Source organism: Streptococcus suis, from assembly GCF_002960625.1.
In the GTDB taxonomy this organism is placed as follows: Bacteria; Bacillota; Bacilli; order Lactobacillales; family Streptococcaceae; genus Streptococcus; species Streptococcus suis_T.
Map to the genome: position 1 here is coordinate 133564 of NZ_POJH01000029.1, position 19635 is coordinate 153198.

Annotated in this window: 21 protein-coding genes and 2 pseudogenes; 3 read left to right on the forward strand and 20 right to left on the reverse strand. The window is 35.0% G+C overall.

Annotated features, from left to right (window positions below; translation table 11 throughout):
- Position 1: 1 nt before the first annotated feature.
- Together C1G49_RS05825 and C1G49_RS05830 are read right to left on the reverse strand one after the other, a co-directional pair.
- Positions 2-1708, reverse strand: a complete 1707-nt coding sequence (locus C1G49_RS05825; protein ID WP_238595850.1) for a hypothetical protein — start codon at positions 1706-1708, stop codon at positions 2-4.
- 234 nt (positions 1709-1942) lie between these two features.
- Positions 1943-2137, reverse strand: a complete 195-nt coding sequence (locus C1G49_RS05830; protein WP_105124951.1) for a hypothetical protein — start codon at positions 2135-2137, stop codon at positions 1943-1945.
- Between the two features lie 193 nt (positions 2138-2330).
- Here C1G49_RS05830 and C1G49_RS05835 point away from each other — a divergent pair, with 193 nt between their 5' ends.
- The 3 genes from C1G49_RS05835 to C1G49_RS05845 are packed head-to-tail and all read left to right on the forward strand — an operon-like array spanning position 2331 to position 6632.
- Positions 2331-3713, forward strand: a complete 1383-nt coding sequence (locus C1G49_RS05835; RefSeq protein WP_105124952.1) for a hypothetical protein — start codon at positions 2331-2333, stop codon at positions 3711-3713.
- The gene (locus C1G49_RS05840; RefSeq protein WP_105124953.1) at positions 3710-5833 is read left to right on the forward strand and encodes a peptidase domain-containing ABC transporter; all 2124 of its coding nucleotides are present in this window, start codon (positions 3710-3712) and stop codon (positions 5831-5833) included. Before C1G49_RS05835 ends, C1G49_RS05840 begins: the two co-directional genes overlap by 4 nt.
- 1 nt (position 5834) lies before the next feature.
- Positions 5835-6632 (forward strand): hypothetical protein, encoded by a 798-nt coding sequence (locus C1G49_RS05845; protein WP_105124954.1) that lies wholly within the window; start codon positions 5835-5837, stop codon positions 6630-6632.
- A 138-nt stretch (positions 6633-6770) separates the two neighbouring features.
- On the opposite strand, the gene C1G49_RS05850 is transcribed toward C1G49_RS05845, so the two are convergent.
- The 18 genes and pseudogenes from C1G49_RS05850 to tet(O) all read right to left on the reverse strand — a co-directional run bounded on the left by C1G49_RS05850 (position 6771) and on the right by tet(O) (position 19178).
- Positions 6771-8651: an SAG1250 family conjugative relaxase gene (locus C1G49_RS05850; RefSeq protein WP_105124955.1), complete on the reverse strand. Its 1881-nt coding sequence runs from the start codon at positions 8649-8651 to the stop codon at positions 6771-6773.
- Positions 8638-9003 (reverse strand): MobC family plasmid mobilization relaxosome protein, encoded by a 366-nt coding sequence (locus C1G49_RS05855; protein ID WP_105114595.1) that lies wholly within the window; start codon positions 9001-9003, stop codon positions 8638-8640. Before C1G49_RS05855 ends, C1G49_RS05850 begins: the two co-directional genes overlap by 14 nt.
- A gap of 2 nt (positions 9004-9005) precedes the next feature.
- On the reverse strand, positions 9006-9368 hold the full coding sequence (locus C1G49_RS05860; protein WP_105124956.1) for an SAG1252 family conjugative relaxosome accessory protein: 363 nt from the start codon (positions 9366-9368) through the stop codon (positions 9006-9008).
- Positions 9369-9711: 343 nt separating this feature from the next.
- Positions 9712-9954 carry a hypothetical protein gene (locus C1G49_RS05865; RefSeq protein ID WP_002936408.1) on the reverse strand — a complete coding sequence of 81 codons (243 nt, stop codon included), beginning with the start codon at positions 9952-9954 and terminating at the stop codon, positions 9712-9714.
- Positions 9955-10007: 53 nt separating this feature from the next.
- Positions 10008-11075, reverse strand: a complete 1068-nt coding sequence (locus C1G49_RS05870) for an Abi family protein (RefSeq protein ID WP_105124957.1) — start codon at positions 11073-11075, stop codon at positions 10008-10010.
- Between the two features lie 177 nt (positions 11076-11252).
- Positions 11253-11549 carry a hypothetical protein gene (locus C1G49_RS05875; RefSeq protein WP_161941140.1) on the reverse strand — a complete coding sequence of 99 codons (297 nt, stop codon included), beginning with the start codon at positions 11547-11549 and terminating at the stop codon, positions 11253-11255.
- A gap of 49 nt (positions 11550-11598) precedes the next feature.
- Positions 11599-11988: a DUF5945 family protein gene (locus C1G49_RS05880; protein WP_105124959.1), complete on the reverse strand. Its 390-nt coding sequence runs from the start codon at positions 11986-11988 to the stop codon at positions 11599-11601.
- Positions 11985-12212 carry a DUF5965 family protein gene (locus tag C1G49_RS05885; protein ID WP_031912843.1) on the reverse strand — a complete coding sequence of 76 codons (228 nt, stop codon included), beginning with the start codon at positions 12210-12212 and terminating at the stop codon, positions 11985-11987. Before C1G49_RS05885 ends, C1G49_RS05880 begins: the two co-directional genes overlap by 4 nt.
- Positions 12213-12265: 53 nt before the next feature.
- Positions 12266-13342 (reverse strand): toprim domain-containing protein, encoded by a 1077-nt coding sequence (locus C1G49_RS05890; RefSeq protein WP_105124960.1) that lies wholly within the window; start codon positions 13340-13342, stop codon positions 12266-12268.
- A 39-nt stretch (positions 13343-13381) separates the two neighbouring features.
- On the reverse strand, positions 13382-14020 hold the full coding sequence (locus C1G49_RS05895) for a hypothetical protein (protein ID WP_024413657.1): 639 nt from the start codon (positions 14018-14020) through the stop codon (positions 13382-13384).
- A 95-nt stretch (positions 14021-14115) separates the two neighbouring features.
- The gene (locus C1G49_RS05900; protein WP_024413658.1) at positions 14116-14406 is read right to left on the reverse strand and encodes a DUF5966 family protein; all 291 of its coding nucleotides are present in this window, start codon (positions 14404-14406) and stop codon (positions 14116-14118) included.
- A 13-nt stretch (positions 14407-14419) separates the two neighbouring features.
- Positions 14420-14719: a DUF5962 family protein gene (locus C1G49_RS05905; protein WP_000194866.1), complete on the reverse strand. Its 300-nt coding sequence runs from the start codon at positions 14717-14719 to the stop codon at positions 14420-14422.
- A 70-nt stretch (positions 14720-14789) separates the two neighbouring features.
- Positions 14790-14912 (reverse strand): annotated as a pseudogene (locus C1G49_RS11510) (helicase SNF2); the annotation flags it as partial.
- A 55-nt stretch (positions 14913-14967) separates the two neighbouring features.
- Positions 14968-15441, reverse strand: coding sequence for a sigma factor-like helix-turn-helix DNA-binding protein (locus C1G49_RS05915; protein ID WP_105124961.1), 474 nt, complete (start codon positions 15439-15441; stop codon positions 14968-14970).
- Positions 15442-15524: 83 nt separating this feature from the next.
- Positions 15525-15940, reverse strand: a pseudogene (locus tag C1G49_RS05920) (sigma-70 family RNA polymerase sigma factor).
- A 94-nt stretch (positions 15941-16034) separates the two neighbouring features.
- Complete coding sequence (locus tag C1G49_RS05925) at positions 16035-16544, reverse strand: sigma-70 family RNA polymerase sigma factor (protein WP_000872511.1); 510 nt, start codon at positions 16542-16544, stop codon at positions 16035-16037.
- A gap of 489 nt (positions 16545-17033) precedes the next feature.
- Entirely contained in the window at positions 17034-17207 is a 174-nt protein-coding gene (locus tag C1G49_RS05940) for a cysteine-rich KTR domain-containing protein (protein ID WP_011528024.1), read from the reverse strand.
- Between the two features lie 51 nt (positions 17208-17258).
- Complete coding sequence (tet(O), locus tag C1G49_RS05945) at positions 17259-19178, reverse strand: tetracycline resistance ribosomal protection protein Tet(O) (RefSeq protein ID WP_105124962.1); 1920 nt, start codon at positions 19176-19178, stop codon at positions 17259-17261.
- Positions 19179-19635: the final 457 nt, after the last annotated feature.

Genomic DNA, 19635 nt, shown 5'->3' on the forward strand with positions numbered 1-19635 from the left:
CTTAACTCCTTAGGTAAATTATCATTTTTTTTAACAAGATAACTACTATCAGTAACCATGTCAAAAAAGTTATAACTAAAAATATTGTAAACTCCGTTGGTATTTTATATGAAAGGGTTATGCGATTTTCCTTATAAGGAATTTGACTAATTTTTAGTGTACCTATTTGACTCAAAGATATTTGGTCGTGTGGTATTATTTTTTCATTTATTTCTAAAATGGTATTTTTGTAAACGATGATTGGTAATTCTACTTCCTTGTCTGCATTTGCCGTCCACTCAATAATCAGTTTCCCATCCTTAATAGATTTTTTTATTTTTTTCTGATAAACAATCTTCTCTAAGTACATGTCATAGTAATTAATATTCTCATCTTTTTCACCATAGAGTGGTAGATAATCGGGAGTTCCCTTGGCAACCATATTCAGAGCTTTCTCCTTATTAGCATCATAAAATGACTTTTTGATATTAGCACTATCGCTCAAAAAATGTACTTTATACTTTGAGGGCATGAAATTACTGCTAGAATCCCAATTATTCGTGGTAATAGTAACTAAGGTAAGTGTTTGAAGTAAGGATAATGCAAGGAATGAAATGAGAAGCATTTTTTTATGATATTTAAGGAGTTGCTTAGATTGAACCAATTTTAGAAAAAGATAAATAATAATAATAGAAACAGGTACAAAAAATCTGAACGGATATTGAATTAACTCTGCGAAAGGATTTTTTATCTTTACCAAATAAGACCATGGTATTAAACTAGACGATAGCACTAAAAACACCGTCATAACCCAAAACCATATTTTTATCTCTGAATTATTTATCCTCTTCCATTTTAAAAAAAATATATGATAAATTGCTACTAACATGAAAAACAGAATCGCAGGATTTAATAGCCAATAATAGCTATTTTGATTAATAGTATTCAAACTCATATTAATATTGACAATCGGAGGTATTAGGCGATTACCTTTTAATACAATAAAATAACTACCCCAAATATTCAATGTTAAGCAGAAGAACAGACATATTTCAATAAACAAATCCTTTAAAAAGACAATTTTTTTATTATTTTTCAAAAACATATAAATAAAAAATGGAATATACATCAGTATTAAAATGAATGCTGACAACATATGGATTTGTGATACTAAGGCTGTTAAGATTCCCAAATACCACCTTGGTATTTTCTTTGTTTGATAAAACTTAAATAATATGCTCAATGCTAGAGGAAGTAAGGCAGCTCCCCAAGAGGTAAACCCCTGCCTAATTATCCAATATTGAATAGAATAAGTTGATAAATATAATATAGCTCCAATAAGTGTATACTCCCTTTCCAACTTAGCTTTTGTTAAAAAAATATACATGGAAAATCCTGCTAAGTTATACAAACAGAAATTGGAAAATAACTGATATGTAAACCAATTCCTACTGATTAAAACTAATATTCCTTGAAAATAAGCAAAAAAAGGACCATATAAGGCATTAACAATACGACCAGATTCTTGAAAGCCATATAATGAAATAAAATAATGAAAATCTAGATTTTTGAATTGTTGAGACGTGTCATAAAATCGATTGAAATGAAATATTGAGTCCGAACCTAAAATCATTTTTCCTGATATAATTTGAGGTAAACAAAGAGTGAGGGAGGCTAAGCCTATTAAAAAAAATGAGTGTAGATATTTATTATTTGTTTTCGAAGTCAATCATAATTCTCCTTGGAATTTATTAAATAATAGAAGAGCATATTAGTATATTCAATATTTTTAAATTATGAGTCTAAAAAAGAATTTATCAAAATACAAATATATATACACTACCAAAAAGTTAACGGATTCATAGTCTAAAAGGATGATGATTATTTGCCTGTACTTAACATAATAAAAATCTAAAAGCCGATTTTATCGGCTTTTAAGGTACAATACAAAAATTAAATATTACTATTCAGAAATCCAAGTATCTGTGTGACCGTAAGTGCGTCTATGTTCATTCATTGCAGTATTGGCTGTGTTGAAGAAAGCATGCCAAGAACTAACAAAAGTATTACCAGCCCATTTGCTATGGTACGTATGCTTACATTTCCAACGAAATCCACCCACTACTTCTGAACTTTGTTTAATTGATAATTTTTTCATGATTGCCTCCTTTATAAGCAAAAAATGTAATCAACAACAAACTGTATTGTACTTTATATTGATGATAACATAATTAAGACAGAAAAGCAATAATATAATTGAAAGCGCTTAATTTTTTTTGCGTTTTCTATCACACAACGTTAAACAAATAATGTATAATAGTTATATAGTATAAGATTGGGGAGATTATTTTATGTTAAAAAAATTGAAAACTAGAAAAATATTACTTGAATTACTAATATTATTAAGTTTAATTTTTTCGTGGAGCATATTAGAAGGAAATGTGAGGTTGAACTATTATCTTGAGACTATTATTGGTAACAAGATAGGGATTGCTCAAAATTTTAATACAATTGCATCAGACATAAACGCAGGTAAAGTTATTATAAAAACTTATCCAGATAAAGATACTTTAGATCAAATAAGTAATTTCCCTGAAGTTGAATACATGAGTGTCAGTACACCTGCATATGTTGTACAAGATAACCTGAGCGAAAACGATCCTTTAAAACATATAAAATTAATTGGAGGTAATCAGCCATTTCCATATGACTTATTTATCGAGAAAATACTTTTAATAGATGGTAGGGTATTTAATCAGCAAGAAATAACTCAAGAATCAAATGTAGCATTAATATCCGAGAATTTTGCCAGGAAAAATAATTTAAAAATTGGAGATAGTTATAATATAAAAGCTATCGGTAATCGCTTTGAACACGAACACGAACACGAGCATGAGCATGACTCTACCGATCATGATGACATTATATTAATTCCAATTGAAATTATTGGTATTTTTAAAGCTAATACTACTTCCTTGGTAAGTCAGGACTCTAAAGAATCACAATTTTATACTAACTTACTATCAACAAATATTTATATTACAAATAATTATGCAAAAATAATTAATTCAAAATTATTAACTAAACAAATTGAAACATCTCCTGCTGAGTTTGAAAATATAAAAGATTTTTATGGAAACACTATTACAGATAATGATAAACTTTTAAAACATCTAGAGTCATTTCAAACCTATGAAATCAGTATTGTTCCTAAAAATAATAGAGCAACAAATAGTATAAAAGACAAACTTGCATCGAAATTAAAACTATTCCCATATGTTAAAGTATTATATAGTCTGGAGAGATATGATGTCTATCAAATTTTTCCTCAAATAACTATTTCAATCGTAGTTATTTCATTTATATCATTGGTTACTTACTATGTCTATTCATTTTCAAACATAAGAAATAACAAACAGTTTATAAAACATCATATATTATCTATCATGTTATCCTTTGTTTTAGGCATAGGACTATCAAATTATTGTTCCAATATCTATATAAACTATATTAGCCAATACTCTCCAAAATTTCCTATCCAAGACGACATTCCTATATATAATAATTTAGATAAAATAAAGCTAACAACCATTAATATGATAGAATTACGCTCTGTTCCAATGGTACATGAATTTTTGGTTTATTTATCCTTGATTTTTATTGCACTTATTTTATCATTCCTTATATATAAACTCAAAAAATATAGAGATAAGAAATACGTGAGGTTAACATGATTTACAAAAAATTTCTTCAATATGATGAGTTAGACTGTGCTGCAGCTGCTCTTTCGACCGTTTTAAGTAGATTTAAAAATAAAGTATCATTACATGAAGTAAAAAAAAGAATGCATAGAGGAGCATATGGTTCATCCATTCAAGATATAATCGATACCTCTAATATATTTGGTATTTATGCTGAAGGGCTTCAAGGTAATTTGGAAGAACTAATACAGGCTATAAAGAAGAAAGAAATAATATTTCCTTTTATTGCACATATTAATAAGGGCGAAGGACTTACACATTTTGTAGTAATAAAAAATATTTTCAATAGCAAAGTATTTATATTTGATCCTAGTTCAGGTGATAAACAACTAAATATTAATGAATTTAATGATTTATGGACAGGAAACATTGTAGCGTTTGATCCAAAATCTCAGAAATTCAAAATCTATGCTAGAACAAGCATTAAAGATACATTAAGTTTAATATACCCGTATAGAAGAGTTTTATATGTTGCTTCTACACTAATTTTTTGTGTTTCTGTCTTTTCAATTATAAGTGCAAAAGCATATCAAGTAATTATTGATAATTTCATTCACATTGGAAATAATAATAGTATTACAGTTTTTAATTCAATACTAATAGAAAAAAATATTTTCTTCTCAATGTTGGTAGGCTTCTATTTCTTTAAAAATATTATATCCTATATAACCTCAAATTTGCTTACTAAAATTGACATAAAAATTCAATTACTATTACAAAATGAATTTTTTGAAAAGTTCATCTCATTACCTTCACAATTTATCAAATCAAAAAAAGTAGGTGACTCATTAACAAGACTTGATGATATAAATTCTTTAAGTGGTTTTATCTCTAAAGTTATTACAACATTTTTATCAGATATTATTATGATTATTGTTATTGGAACGACATTGATTAATATTCGGGTAGATTTATTTCTGATTGTAGTCATAATTTGTCTTCTCTATCTTATCACTTGTTTATATATGATTCCGAAATTTTCTCAAAAGCAAAGAGAAACAATGGAGTATGAAGCTAGAGTAATAACCAAATTTAGTGAAAGTATAGATATATTTGAACTTATAAAAGTTCAAATACTTGAAAAAAATTATTTACAAAAATTGTCAATAGCTACTAAAAAACTTATGGATATTAGAAGAGTTGCCAATTTACTAGAAAATCAGTTTAATTTTATAACCACTAACATAAAAGAACTAGGTATGTTGTTGATTACCTGGTTCGGCATAGGTCTAATTCAATCGAATAGACTTTCTTTAGGAAACATGATAGTTTTCCAAAATTTAACCGGTATGTTTCTTTCCTCAATAGCAAGCTTGTTTATTTTACAAAAAGAGCATCAACAATTTGTAGTATCTTTTGAACGACTTTTAGAATATAAAGAAGTAGAATCTGAGAACTATGGACAAAACCAACAATTGGATAGTTATAATATAAAAATTGATAACCTGACTTTTTCTTATGGTTCCAAAAATCTAATAAATAATTTATCTGTTCAATTTAACGAAGGCGATAAAATATTTATAAAAGGACCTAATGGAAGCGGAAAAAGTACATTTGCTAAAATTTTAATAAAATTAATTGATAATTATCAAGGTGAAATTTACTTAGATGGTAAAAATTATCAAAAATTATCAGTAGATACCATAAGGAACACCATCGGTTACTCATCAACTGAAAATAAAGTTTTCTCTGGTTCCTTGTATGACAATCTATTTGTTAACGGAAACTCATCTGACCAAACCAAACTATTTAATAAAATGGTAAGATCAGGGATATTCGAAAATCTTCTTAAAAATTTAGACTACGGTTTTGAAACTAGTATATATGAAAATGGTAGCAATCTATCTGAAGGACAAAAACAAATTATTTCATTTTGCAGAACGATATTGAGTAGTAGGAAAATATTAATTTTCGACGAAGGCTTCTCCAATATAGATTCTGACACAGAAAATAAGTTATTAAAATTTATGTTTGAAAATCTCAAAGATAATATATTATTGTTTATTGATCATGGGAATAAAGTCGCTGATGTATGTGATTTCATACTCGATATCGAGACAGGTAAACTAGTACGTAAAGAAAGGGAAAGCTAATATGATGAAATTATTGATTATTTTACTTGCTATATTCACTTTTACTGGATGTTCAAGTCAAAAATCAAATGACAAACCAACCTCATATGATGGTGACTACTCTTCTTATGCCGCAATTTTGGAGGGTAATGACGAGATTTCATTTACCATAGAAAATGGTAAAGTTAAAGGGAAAGCAGCTACTGGTGTAGTTGATGAAAGAACTATGACTTTCACAGATAAGGATCAGCTAAAATCAACTTTTACTTATGATAAAGGGGAGTTGATAATAAAAAAATCAGAAAGTGTAGTAGCTTATCGAAAAAATTCTCCGGCATATAATTACATTAATGAAGTTTATGCAAAATACTACCAAGAGATAGAGCCTCAGTTGATTAAGATAATAAATCAAAATTATCTGCAATTCCTTGAAGGAAACTATATAAGTCAATATCCTGATTTAGAGGTGAAGCAAATAGTTATTGATGATAATCAATTCTTAATTCAATACATTAACAGTAAACCAAACAAATACATAGACTTCATTTTTGATAGTGTTACAATTGGTGAACCAAATTGGGATAAGGACCAAATCTTAAGTATTGATGAAACTTTATTGAAAACTTACGAAAATTGTTCAACTATTGAAGATATAATGGCAATTACTAATTTTGATATAAAATTAACAGGTCACGATAAAGAGGGAGGGCGCTATAAAATCATAGTATCATATAATAATGGAAGTAGAAATATCGTTTTACAAAAGCATGGTGATTCAAAGAATAATTGGATTGACAGTGATTTTGATTACATAAAGTAGATTATTATAGATAAAGTTGAGTCTAAAAAAAATCTTAGCCTGCCTAAAATTGAAAATATGAAACCAAAAACTAACAAATCGAGTCTATGAAAATTTAAAGAGTCCGTTTGTTAATTTTTCTATCCATCTAGTTGGTGACTAAAGTGGAATAGTTTCATTAAATCTAATCTCAACATTCCTATTATTTATACCAATATTATCTAAAATTTCACTAAAATTTTCTAATTTTTTAACTAGATATTCATATTCATCTATGCACTTACTAAGTTCATTTTGAAAAACTTCAATCTCTTTCTCAACTTCTTCTAGTTTTATAGCTGCAGTAAGATTCATCTTGGAATAATCATATCTGGCCAAACGGCGGTTCTCTATATCGTTATTGTTCAGATTAAGCAAGACTTCCGCAACTTTGTTGAGATGAGCTATATGGTCCCGCAACTCTGTAATGGTTAAATCTAATTGAGCAATATCCTTAACAATCTCATCTTTAACTTCTTGATAAGACTTATTCTCCGTATCCAACTCAATAAGGAGATTTATCTCTTCGATCTTTTTCTTAAGTGTATCAATGGTTGGTCGTCTTCTTCTTGGAATACTACTGCTATCATTGGTTAACTGACGAATGAGCTCACGCCCTCTCATATAGCGATTGAGTTCGGACACCTCCTTATTGTAAATGAAGAATTGAGCAGTCTCACGGATAAAGACATGGTAAGATTTGCTACTCTCTGTCTGTTTAATATCTAAATGACGATTTGGGATAAAGACCAAGCCGTCTTTTTTAACGCCGTAATTCATTCTGATAAAGAGACCATCTTTGACTAGCTTATCAATCTGATGATCAGCTAAAACAACCTCAAACTCCTGAACCTGGTCTCGCTTCTCCTTAAAGTCTTGATAAGCCTCTTGCAATTCTTCATAAGCTAGCTTGTCCTTATCTTGTTTCTCACAGTACCTCTCAAAGTCAGAAATAAGTTGAGATTGGTCAATAGCAGGTACTTTTCCGCGTTTCTCAAAGTAAGTCTCGAAAAATTGAATATCATAGAGATTTTTTGAACTAAGTTTTTGATTATTGACTGTAATACTATGGCCATTTTCTGTCAGAGTAAAAACCACATGCTTTTGTTTCATCGAAATAGTGAGGTTGAGTTCTTGTGCAAATTCCAAAAGCTGTGAAAGGTCACAAACTCTGGGTAAGAGGAAATCCAAGCGTTGCTCAATCGCTCGCTTGGCAAATTGCTCTCGAAAATAGTCCTCGGTATAGGGTTGACGCTTATCTAACTGCTTGCCTCGGATGATTTGCTTCATAGGCATATCTGTCATCAAAAATCGAGCATGCTTTCTTGAAAAATCAATCTGAGCATTCAAGGCTTCTGCCTTAGATATAAAGTCACCAAAGTTCTTACTATTCTCCATCAGAAAATAAAGACGTTGCTTCAACTCAAATTTGTGATTACTCTTGCGATAGGTCACAAACTTCTCATGAGAATAGCGGTTCGGTGTGATAATTTTGGCACCTGCTTCTTTGGCAAGGCGGTCAGAAATCATCCGTAAATTTCTCTCCTGGGCATAATCCCATTTGAGTTTCTTATGAGAATTGAGGTCAACGGAATTGATGAGGATATGATTATGCAGATGATGTTTGTCTGTGTGGGTCGTCACAATAAAGCGAAAGTTTCCTCCAGTTAACTCCTTTACCGTCTCATAACCAATACGATTGATTTCTTCAGGTGTTAAATTATCTTCGGGCGAGAATGACTGGATAAGATGATGAGCATGAATTTTAGTTTGCTTGGCCTGTTGTCGGTCATTTCTAGAATTGTAAAGCCTATCATTATTGACAAGATTGGCCTGATACATCTCAACTATTTCTTCGTAATTTGGGAAGTCTAGGTAGTTGCTCATTCCAAAATCTGAAACCAATTTGAGTTGGTCAGTCTTATCTGGATTCAGAATATACTTGATAAGACTTTTACGGTATTTGTTGCCATGAACAGCAAAATGCTTAGTGACTACCATAAAATGCCCTCAACTTTTGGCACTTGACATCGAAGTCCTTATCAACTTCCGCAATCAGTTGACCTATGCCAGATTTCAGATTATCTCGCTGCTCTACCGTCAGAAGTTTTGTCTGATTGACGGTTCTGGCTATCTGGTTAATATTATTGCCAATTCGGCGTAATTCAAAAATCAAGTCTTGATAGTTGCTAGTGTCAATTGTTAAAAAGGTCATATTGGGATTAAGTAGAACTTTTCTGGCATAAGCAGAAAAATTTGTACAAGAACTTTGACTGATATGATTGTTCAAGGTCGCAAGTTCCTGGTCTGTTAGAAATACTTTTTTGAGATTAGTTCGGTAACGATTTTCCATAGCTAACCTCTCATATACTTATCTCGAAATTCTAAACTGAGTGGTATTGTCTTCCCCACTTCTGCCATCAGTTCTTGAACACAAGTCAATATAATTCTTAAGTATTCTGATGTGACTTGTTGGTCTCGTTCTGCTAGAGTTGCTACTTGTAAAATATCTCTACTGATTTGTTCGATTTTTTGAGATTGCCAAAGGATAAACCAATCTCTGATATCATCCTTGTTATTGACAAGGTCCAACAGCTTTTGTCTGACAAAGGGAGAAAACTGCTCCGCATTCTCTTTCATCATCAGTTGTTGAATCTGCTCAAATTCCTCAAGCGTCAAATTGATTTCCTTACGAATTGTCCGATAAGTCTCTGTCATGATGATTCACTCCTTCTTACATTTCCCTCTATCGGGTTAGCACCGATACCGTATCTGATACGGGAACTTCCTAAAAGCCTCAAAGTTTCCTTTTTCGGCTTTTGCGAGCTCAGTTATTGTGTCCACAATAACCTAAAATCTAATCGCCAGCTGAACCCAAACCTTACAGGTTGGTCAGCCGACGATAAGAAAACATGGTGGCTTCGCCCCCAAACCCCCAAGAAAAAGTCAAGGGTTGATTTTCTAAAACTAGATAGAGTGTAACAAGAGAGAGCTGAAAAAATTATCACAGGAAAAGAAAAAGAGCCATTTGGCTCTCGAAAAATTTCTGAAATGAAATAGCTTAACCTAAAACTTCAAAATCATCACTACCATCGGCTTCACCTGTTAGACACGTGAAGCACATGTAGCTCCCTACCAGTGCACTCCCTGCTACCCAAATAGGAGATCCACAATTCATACACCTTGCCCCTCCTTCTTTTTCTTCAAGTACTGCACGCAAGGTTTCTTCAAGCTCTTTGGGATTGATGTCTGGATTATTATTGATAGTCAATTCGACAAATTCTTTGATTGAAATAAGATTCAATACTTTACCTCCGTTCTAATCTATTTTTTAGTCCGTGTCCATCTAAGCACTTATCATATCTTTATCGCCAATAAATCCATCCAATTTTTTGGAAAACCATAGTGTCTCAAATCCACTTGTTCTTGATTACTTTCTTCCAGAAGCTTTTGTAATTTTTTATTCCAAAAATTCTTAGTTTCTATGGACATTGACAAGATAAGATGTCTCATTGCTATAAAATAGATAAATAGTGTCTTGCTATCATTCTCTGAGTCTGTCACTAGCAACTCTCTGTCAGAATGATGAAAAACTGGCAGTGTATGGTGTAAGCGACCATATAATCTGCCATTGTGTGAGCAAATATTCCTAAGATAACGAAGAGCGTTACACCAAGACAATAAGATTTTAGCTGGAATGTTATCATCCTTGTCCAAGGGAAGACTAATATAGGCAGCAACCTTATTTCGATATTCTGGTTGTAGGGCAACGAGGAAGGACGCTATATTTCCAAATGTCATTAAACGAAAAACGGTCCAAGGTAACACGACCCCATATTGGTTAATCTGATTCTTGATTGTGGCATCATCTTGTTTTTCCAAAATCAATCGTGACAAATGATATTTTGTTTTCAAAACAATATCCTGCCTCTTAAGATTTTCTTTTCGGTATTTAGATTGTTCTGAATAATAGAGAGCATCATCTTCAAAAATATAAGAAGTTTTATTGTATCCAATCGTCAGAGCATCAGCTGTACTCTTCTTCAAAAAAACTTCGATACGCTCCAATATCTCTTGAAGAAAATTTCTAAAGTAGCTATCAAATAAGTAAACTCTTTTTGCTTCTATGTATTTTCTGTCCACCAACTTCCCATATTGAGAGAATGATTGGAAGTCTATATCTCTTAAAAAGTCAATACAATCCTGTTTATAAAAATCATCATTCCCATTGTATTTGAAAGACCAGTTAGAGTTTTCTTTCATATGGGCATATAACTGTTCTTCAGTTAAAGCCGGCTCAAGAGAACATTTTAATTGAGTTGGTGCTAATACTGGTCTATAAACCAACCTAGTTTTATCAGTAATATCTAAATCTAACGGCAAATAGTCCTTAAAATTTATTAATTCAAATACATTATTAGGCATAAAATATCTCTCCGCAATATGAAAAAAGGCCACCTAGTTATACATTGCTGTACCTTCGATGACTTCTAATCTAACTAAATTATACCACAACACCTCCTACTAAGCAAGAAATATTTTTACTTCGTTTGATTCAACTATAACACATATTTCAAAAAACAGGCCAAAATAATTGGTCTGTTATTTGTTATTATTGCTCTCTCGCCTACCTTGTCTAAATCTCTCAATATTTTTTTCGAATTGTTCCGTGTTAAGTTTATTTTTCGCTTCTTGAATTGACTTATCAAGACTTTGTTCCTCATCGGTTATAATGTCCCTAGATATTTCCACTCTCTCACTAGACTTGAAACTAGAATCAAAGACCACATCTAGGAGTTGTAATACTTTGGTTAGTTCAATATCTGACATCTCAGATAGTCGATGAATCAGTCGTTTAAATTGATCCTGGTTCTGTTTTTTCTTTTGAAAGAATTTCATTTTCTTCTCCTTAAATTGTAAAAAAGTAGCCCGCATAGGACTACCTGACTTATAAATCATCAATGGCTACTGAAATAGCCTGCAACTTTTTGTTTTGGATTTTCTTTTCATCAATCAATTGATGAAGTTCTTCAATTTGCTTCTGACAGGCGGAAATATCCTTGTTGTTTTGTGCAATGGTATCAGCCAAGTGTTGTTTATAGTCACTTGTGATATTTACTTTCTTCGGCTGACTTTGTTTAACGGTTGATGCGAGCGTTTGTACATCTTTAGATTCTGACTCCTTTTGTTGCTGTTCATAAGCAGCCACATAATCTACTTCTTCAATTGGTTTTTCATCTTGTTTATGGAAAAGTGCTGCGATTTTAGCTCGTTCTTCATGGGATGATGTTGGTTTCACATCATCTAGTGGCTGATCAAAATTCCATGTTTTACTCATTCTATAACCTCATTTCTGTAATCTGGGTGTAGTGTGGTTTCTTTACCAAAGGCTTGCTCTAGTGCTTCATGAAATGACAACTGACTAGATTGTTGCCGTTTGATAAAGGTACTGTACATAGCTGTTTGTAGTTGGTCTCGATAGTGTTCCAATTTTTCAGTCTCACGCGAGACTTTTTCTTCTTGTCTAGCTACTTTTTCAGCCAGACGTTCAATCACACTCATAGGGTGTCCTCCTTGTCACTTTCTAGATTATGATAGCGGACTTGATTTTGTTATCACAATTCCAATGCATGTTTCCATTTAGGTGGAGGATGATTCTTATTGACTTTTGCTTGGGCTGTTTGGATAAAATCACTTAAAGATAGTTCACTCTGCTGTTTCACAATATCATTCCAATCTGACTTTGTTTCAAGTCTTTGCAATGGTGGCAAATCTTGAAAAATCGGAAGTCCTTTATCTGACAGTTTCTGATAAAATTCTATTCCTGCTTCATCGTTATCAACAGCCATTGTTATGACGTTTGAATGAGTTTGAAAAAAGGTTGTCGTCTCTTGTATTGCCTGAAGATAATGGCTAAGTCTACTTGGTTTTACTGTATCTAGAAATGCCAATTTCCCCTGTTCCTCTGCTGCTAGACGCAAAGTCTGATAAGCAATCACTGAAAGTTTTAGGCCTTCCATTGAAATCAGGCGAACATCTGATAGCTGCTTTTGGTGAAGTTGATAATAACTCATCATATCGATAACTGATTCACAAAAAATGAGTCGCTTAGGATTCCCAATATCGAAACTAATACCGACATAGCCATGAGATCCTTTCATGATTTTTTTGAGATAACCTCGATCGTGTTTTTCTTCATTTTTGACGAGACCTTGAAGGCTTGCGGCCTGTAAGGTCCCGTTGTGGTCATAGCTTTTTAACACTAATACGGGCTCCGATTGATAAGTAGCTTGAGCAAGCAATCCTTGTCTACCAAAGGTATTGATAGTCTGATCACTTAGGCCACGGATGTCTTTTAAGTAAATACGTGCTTGCTGAAAGGGTTCTTCATGCAAATAATATTGAAACAGTTGATAAGTTTCTTCTATCAACTTAGCTTGTTCAAAATCTCCAGTTTCAAGATAGGATACAGCCTCTTTGAAAGTAACACCTGCCACTAATTGAACAAAGTCAATCACATCCCCTTGTATATCTCTTGAAAACCATTTGAAAGTATTGGTATCGGCAAAAATCCGAAAGGAATCATGGTCTGGGTGTTCATAAATGTGTCCTGATAAACGTCTGAAGGAATAACCTAAACTTTCAGCCACATCTAAAATGGCCTTTTGTTTTACTATTTTAATTCGTGTCATCTTGTCTCCCTATCAAAAAAAGCAGAAGACTGTCTCCTGCTAGTTGTTCTCACTTGTTGTAGTTCCTTGGATCGTTGGTATGCTGGAATTAGCACCATTTGTGGCTTCTTTCATGTCCTCCAGTTTCCCATTCCAAATGGTCAACTGATTAACCAGGAGCTTGTCGGAAACTTTGGAGTAGGATAACATAACCGTCTTGATTTCTGTCTGAGTGGTTCGCTGTTGTTGCTCACTCAAATCAGAAACATAGGTCACTTGGTAGGTAACTTCCGCAAGTGCAACATTGCTTTCTGTATTGACATAGATACTGGCTGATTCAAATCGGTAGTCAAGCATATAATCTTTATAAACTTGATTAATTGCTTTATTCTGATTTGCTTCCTCTTCTGAAAATGCCGAATCCGTCATGTAGGGCTTGATACGAGCGTTATTTTCACCAAGCTGGACCTTGGTGAAATATTGAGTAAGAAATTCTTTGACAAGCTCATCTGATAGGACTGTCGCTCTTTCCTCCTGCTTTTCCTTTGTCACAAGTTTATTGGCTTCTGCTCGTATTTGGTGCTCAGTTTGTTTTGAAACGGATTGTGAGCCAATCGTATAGCCAATCATGACCATAAAACTGACTGCGATTAAACCTCCTACTCCAATCAGAAATCGAGCTTTCACTTTATTTAACATGGCTTACTCCTTTATTAGTGATAGCCACATCATAACAAGATTATCTTGGAAAATTTATCACAAGAAAAAGGACTACCAATCGGTAATCCTCCGTGTTAAACTATTCTATTTCTCCACCACTTTATAATAAAGCTTAAAACGAGAAATAGATTCAAAGCAATAAAAAATCCTGTAAAACTCCAAATACCATTGGTGGCTAAATCTTCTGTATAGAGGTATCTCTCAGTAAAGAAGAGGTAGATTCCATAGATTTCTATAAAGACTAATCCACTGATGAGTCCGATAAGAAACAAAGCAACTGAAACTTTCACAATCCGATAAAGGACGAGCAACATCAGTCCTATTGCTGCGATAATCAAAAGGCTTTGTAGAATTTGCTCCAACATCTTACACCTCTTTCTAGGCTAATTGCTTGCGATAGTAGTCAGCCTGTCTCTTGTCTAAATCATCTAGTTGGGCAACCAAATCAAGGTATTCCGTCTTTGTCACCTCATCTAAGCTAGGAAAATCATTCTCACGACTTGTGATGATGAGTTCCAGCTGTCCAGTAATTTCACGCCTTGAAAAACTGTAATCAAAGGTCTCATCTTCATACTGTTCCTTTAAAGTTTGGTAGTTTGCCCTATCTTCTGAACTCGTAAAGCCTTGTGACAACCATTCTTCTAGTTGATAACGCATTTCTTCTAGTGTTTGGGTCATGATCTATTCTCCTTTTGTGATTTCTTGACTTCATTTTACCGCGTTCAAAATTATTTGTCAGCCTTTTTTCTTATATCTCAAGTGCTATTTGTTGCTTCTTTTGGGGTGTTGTATCTTCACTAAACTTGGCCAAAGCTGCATCTATCTCTTCAATCTCTGCTTCTTTTTCAACCAAGGGAGCTAAAACATCATAGCCATCGTCAACATACGTTTTTGCTAAATGCCATTTCTTTTTCGGGCGGTGTCGGTCATGGTTGGAGATATTTCCTCATTTCCGCTTTTACTTTCTTCTTTGCAACAGCAACGGATTTCTGTATTGCAGAAGCGGTGCAATGCTCCATAGCGGCGATTTGGTAAAAATTGAACTCATACTCGTAGTAGAGCAGGAAACGTCGCCTTTGTATCTCTGGCAGTCTGTCAACCGCCTTACAGGGCAGTTCCGCCCGTTCTGCTTCAATCATTTGTTCCTCAATGCTCTTAGGCAGCTTTAACGCCCGCCTGTTCAGCGTTTCGTCCCATACTTCCGAAAACTCCCTGTGCCGCTCGTCCCATTGGAGAAGATTCCTGTTCCTGCGTTCCATCTGCCGAAATTCAAAGAATAACTGCTCGGATACTTCCAGTTCGTGGTGTTCCCCCTGCCCGTCCTTAAAACTGATAAAATACCTTATACCGCTTTCCGTGGATTCCTCCCGAAGCGTGTACGCCTTAGCTTTATATGCCATCCCGTTTTCCTCCTGCCAAAAATAAGCGGGGAGATTCCACTCCCCACCCAGTAGCCCGCAGAATAATGGGATGTATTAGACGCTTACAAAATTTTCCGAAGCTTCTTCCGCAGATGGTCTAACCTCGCATAGATGGCACCAGTCGTCAAATGCACAAGTGGGGCAATCTCCTTTGTGGAATACCCCTGCATTTTCAGCAGGACGATTTTCAAGGTACGCCCGTCCACCGTGACTAATACTTGATAGAGATTTTCGCTCTCAATCTCGTCCAGTAACTCCGCAACTGTATTCACCTCCGCTTGCCGCTCCCTGTCTGCCATGTCCTCAAGGTATTCCGCAACGTCATTCGTCCATCGGTAAAACCGCCTGTTGGAATTGAAGTCTGCCCTGTCCGCTATGCGTATCTGCTCAATGCAACGCCGCACTCACGCAGCAGCTTTTCCTCCGCTTCTTTCCAGATACGCCATTTCCTGTCCTCCCGTCCGTGGTTGTATGCCATTCTTTCTTCCTCCAATCAGAATTGATTGAGAGGGCAGAGAAAAGCCCCCTCATTTTCCCAAAGGAAAAAACAAGGGGGCTGAACGCCTTAAATTTTAATTTTCTATTATCTTTCTTAGTTTTCTTAGGATTCTGGCTTTGCGTTTGTTCACAACGCTCTGGGTTATGCCTAACCTCGCCCCGACTTCACGCTCGGAAAGTCCGTCAAAAAAGATTGCCTGTATCAACTCCTGCTCACTATCCGACAACAAAGGCAGGGCGGCTTTCAGCCTGTCCACCATAACAGCATTGACAACGGTTTCCGCAATGTCCGCCGCTTCATCAGCGATAAAGTCCAGAGGATTCCCCTCGCTGTCCGTAAATCCGTCCAGAGATAGCAGGCTGTTCCTCGCATCTAATTTTTGCAGGTAACGCCACCGCTCCCTGTCACGGTAGAAGTCCGCATATTGCTCCCTTACGACTTCAAGCAGACAACCTTGGACGGGGATAAACAGCTTGTCCATATATCCCTTGTCGGCTTGCCTGCGGCGGCAGAAATCCGTATAGGACAGTTCCACATAGCCGCCGCTTTCTTTGATATATACTTTTCTTGGTGCGTATTTCACCGCTAATACCTCCAATCTGAATTTTTGAAATGTAAAAATCCAGATGGAGAGGCGGGGAGCGGCAACGCACACCAGAAACAGCCCTGCGGCACTTTCCAACAAAAAACGACAAAAGAAAAACCGCAAAGGCTCTGTGACCTTCACGGTTATGGGAAATACAAATTCTGTTGTATGGAGATTGTACTTCCACTTTCAAGGTGAGAAGTACCGCTGCACTGGCAGAAATTTTTTTAACTGGTTTCCTGCCATTCTCTGATATGCTATGTATTGATAAATTTTACTTCGTATGAGCAGATGAATAACCGCCCGAAAAAAGAACATAAAAAAATCCCTCCAAATTTAAAAACAAATTCAGAGGGTAATTTAGGGTATAACAAAATAACCCACCCGAATATCGTTTTTTTTATTTGGTGAGTTTGTTCTTTCAAATACGAAACAAAAAGAGCCGATGATTCGTGAATTGTTCCACAATTTCATCGGCTCTGCGTCTTAAGCGTCTGGCTCTTTGATGACAGTTATCTTCAAGTTGTCAACTTTAATCAAGCTTTCTTGTCTGCATTTTGGACAATAAAGGGGATAATTCTCCAAAACAGTGTCCTTCCTAATTTTATTACGGGTTTTGCTCCCACAAACAGGACACAATATCCATTCGCATTTCATCATAATTAGTCTCTAATCCTTTCAAATCTCATTTTATATGACTTTTGCAAGCTGTTAAGCTAACTTGTGGAACATATGCCGAACCTTATCTATACGGCTATTCGGGCGGCGGGGTTGGCAAATAAATTTACCAATAGCTGGCTGGTATCCTTTTAACTCTGTCAAGCAGACTCCCTGCCCATTTGTGAAATAAGTTAAATCGTTCCTGTATTCTTGAATACATCTGGCAGGGATTTCTCCTTTCAGAATGACCTCGTCATTCTTTACCTGAGTACTTACAATATCTGCACAATACCTTGGGGCATCATGATACGCCCGTGAGAGATATTCCTGCGGTGCATAAATTTCAAAGTGGAGATATGGCTCTAATAGTTCTGTCCCTGCTTTTTTTAAAGCCTGCTCCAATACGATAGGGGAAAGCAGCCGAAAGTCTGCGGGGGTACTTACAGGACTATAATACAATCCATATTCAAAACAGATTTTACAGTCTGTCACTTTCCATCCATACAGCCCCTGCTCGCAACCATAAAGAACCCCCTCCATAACCGCATTTTGGAACGATTGATTTAAATATCCAAGTGAAACTCTGCTTTCATACTGCACTCCGCTTCCAATAGGGAGCGGCTCTATGGACAACCCGACAGAAGCCCAGAAAGGATTTGGCGGGACTTCTATGTGGATGGTATATTCTGCTTTTCTAAGCGGTCTTTCCATGTATATAACAGTAGGTTCTTTTATTTCTGCCTCTACATGATACTTTTCCTCAAGAATGGCACAAATAACTTCCATCTGTACCTTCCCCAAAAAGGAAAGTATAATTTCATGCGTTGTAGTATCCACGTAATACTTTAAAAGAGGATCGCCATCTGAGATTTCTGTAAGTGCCTCAAGCAACACTTCCCGCTGTTCGGATTTCTTTACTTCAATTGTTGTTTGGAGCATAGGGAGCGGATTTTCAATAAATTTTCTCTGCGGCAACAGTATTTCGTTCCCCAAAATACTGTTTAGCTGCAAAACATCATTTGGTAAAATTACAATATCACCAGAGTAAGCCGTATCTGCTAAACACAATTCACCGTTTGTAGGAATACTCATCTCTGTAATTTTTATTTTCTCTTTTTCTGATATTCTGACAACGTCCCTCGAATGCAATGCGCCGCTGTACAGACGCACATAAGCCAAACGCCTCCTTTTTTCTGAATATTCAATCTTAAAAACCTGCCCGCATAGTTCAGATTGACCTTCAGGCGTTGATGAATAAAATTTACTGGCAATCACTTCTATAAGCTGCCGAATCCCCAGATTGTTTTTAGCGCTTCCGTGATAAACGGGAAATAACGTTCCGTTTTGGAATCTCCTGTTTTCTTCCTGTTCCAGTTCTGACATTTTAAACGGTTTCCCTGACATATATTTCTCTAATAGTTCATCGTTTCCCATAATTACCGTATCCCACTGTTCCATATCGTCATTGTCTGTTACATTTATATGGGGATGCTGCCCAACCTTTTGCTTCACTATAATTTCCGAAGAAAGCTTTGCTTTCATTTCTTGATATACCATTGGCAAATCAATCCCCTCTTGGTCAATTTTATTGATGAAAAAAATTGTCGGAATCTTCATTGTCTGTAGTGCATGAAACAGTATACGGGTCTGTGCCTGTATGCCATCCTTTGCAGAAACTAATAATACTGCTCCGTCTAATACGGATAAAGAACGGTATACTTCCGCCAAAAAATCCATATGGCCTGGCGTATCTATAATGTTGACTTTTACATCCTCCCACTGAAAAGATGTCACTGCTGTCTGGATAGTGATTCCCCTTTGACGCTCCAAATTCATTGTATCTGTCCTTGTTGTGCCTTTATCTACGCTCCCTGGTTCTGCAATTGCACCACTGGTATACAATAAACTCTCCGTTAATGTTGTCTTTCCTGCGTCAACGTGAGCCAGAATGCCTAAGTTAATTATTTTCATGTGATTTTCCTCCTATCAACACCCAAAAAAGGGCATAAAAATACCCAGTGATAAATACTCCTATCACTGGGTAAATAACTCCAATAGCCCCAAAACACTTATATGTTTTCGGGCATATAAAATTACATGATAAAAGTATTCTTAAACTGGGTACAAAAAACTAAGCCCCATATTAAAAGTGAAACGGGACTGCTACTTTTTGTTCCCACTATCAAATTGACAGTTTATTTAAGAATACCTTGCCGCATATTTATCAACTCCTTGTATAATACTGAATCTAATTATATTCCTTAACCCTTTATTTGTCAAGCTGACAAACTAAAGCAGAAAAAGCGGCAGGATTTCCTAAATTCTCAAAGTAAGTTCTAGTCTAACGCCAAAACTGGAAATTAGACTGAGACAAAAAAATAAGCTAGAACTTACTATGGGACAAGTTGGTAACTAATAATGAAAAACA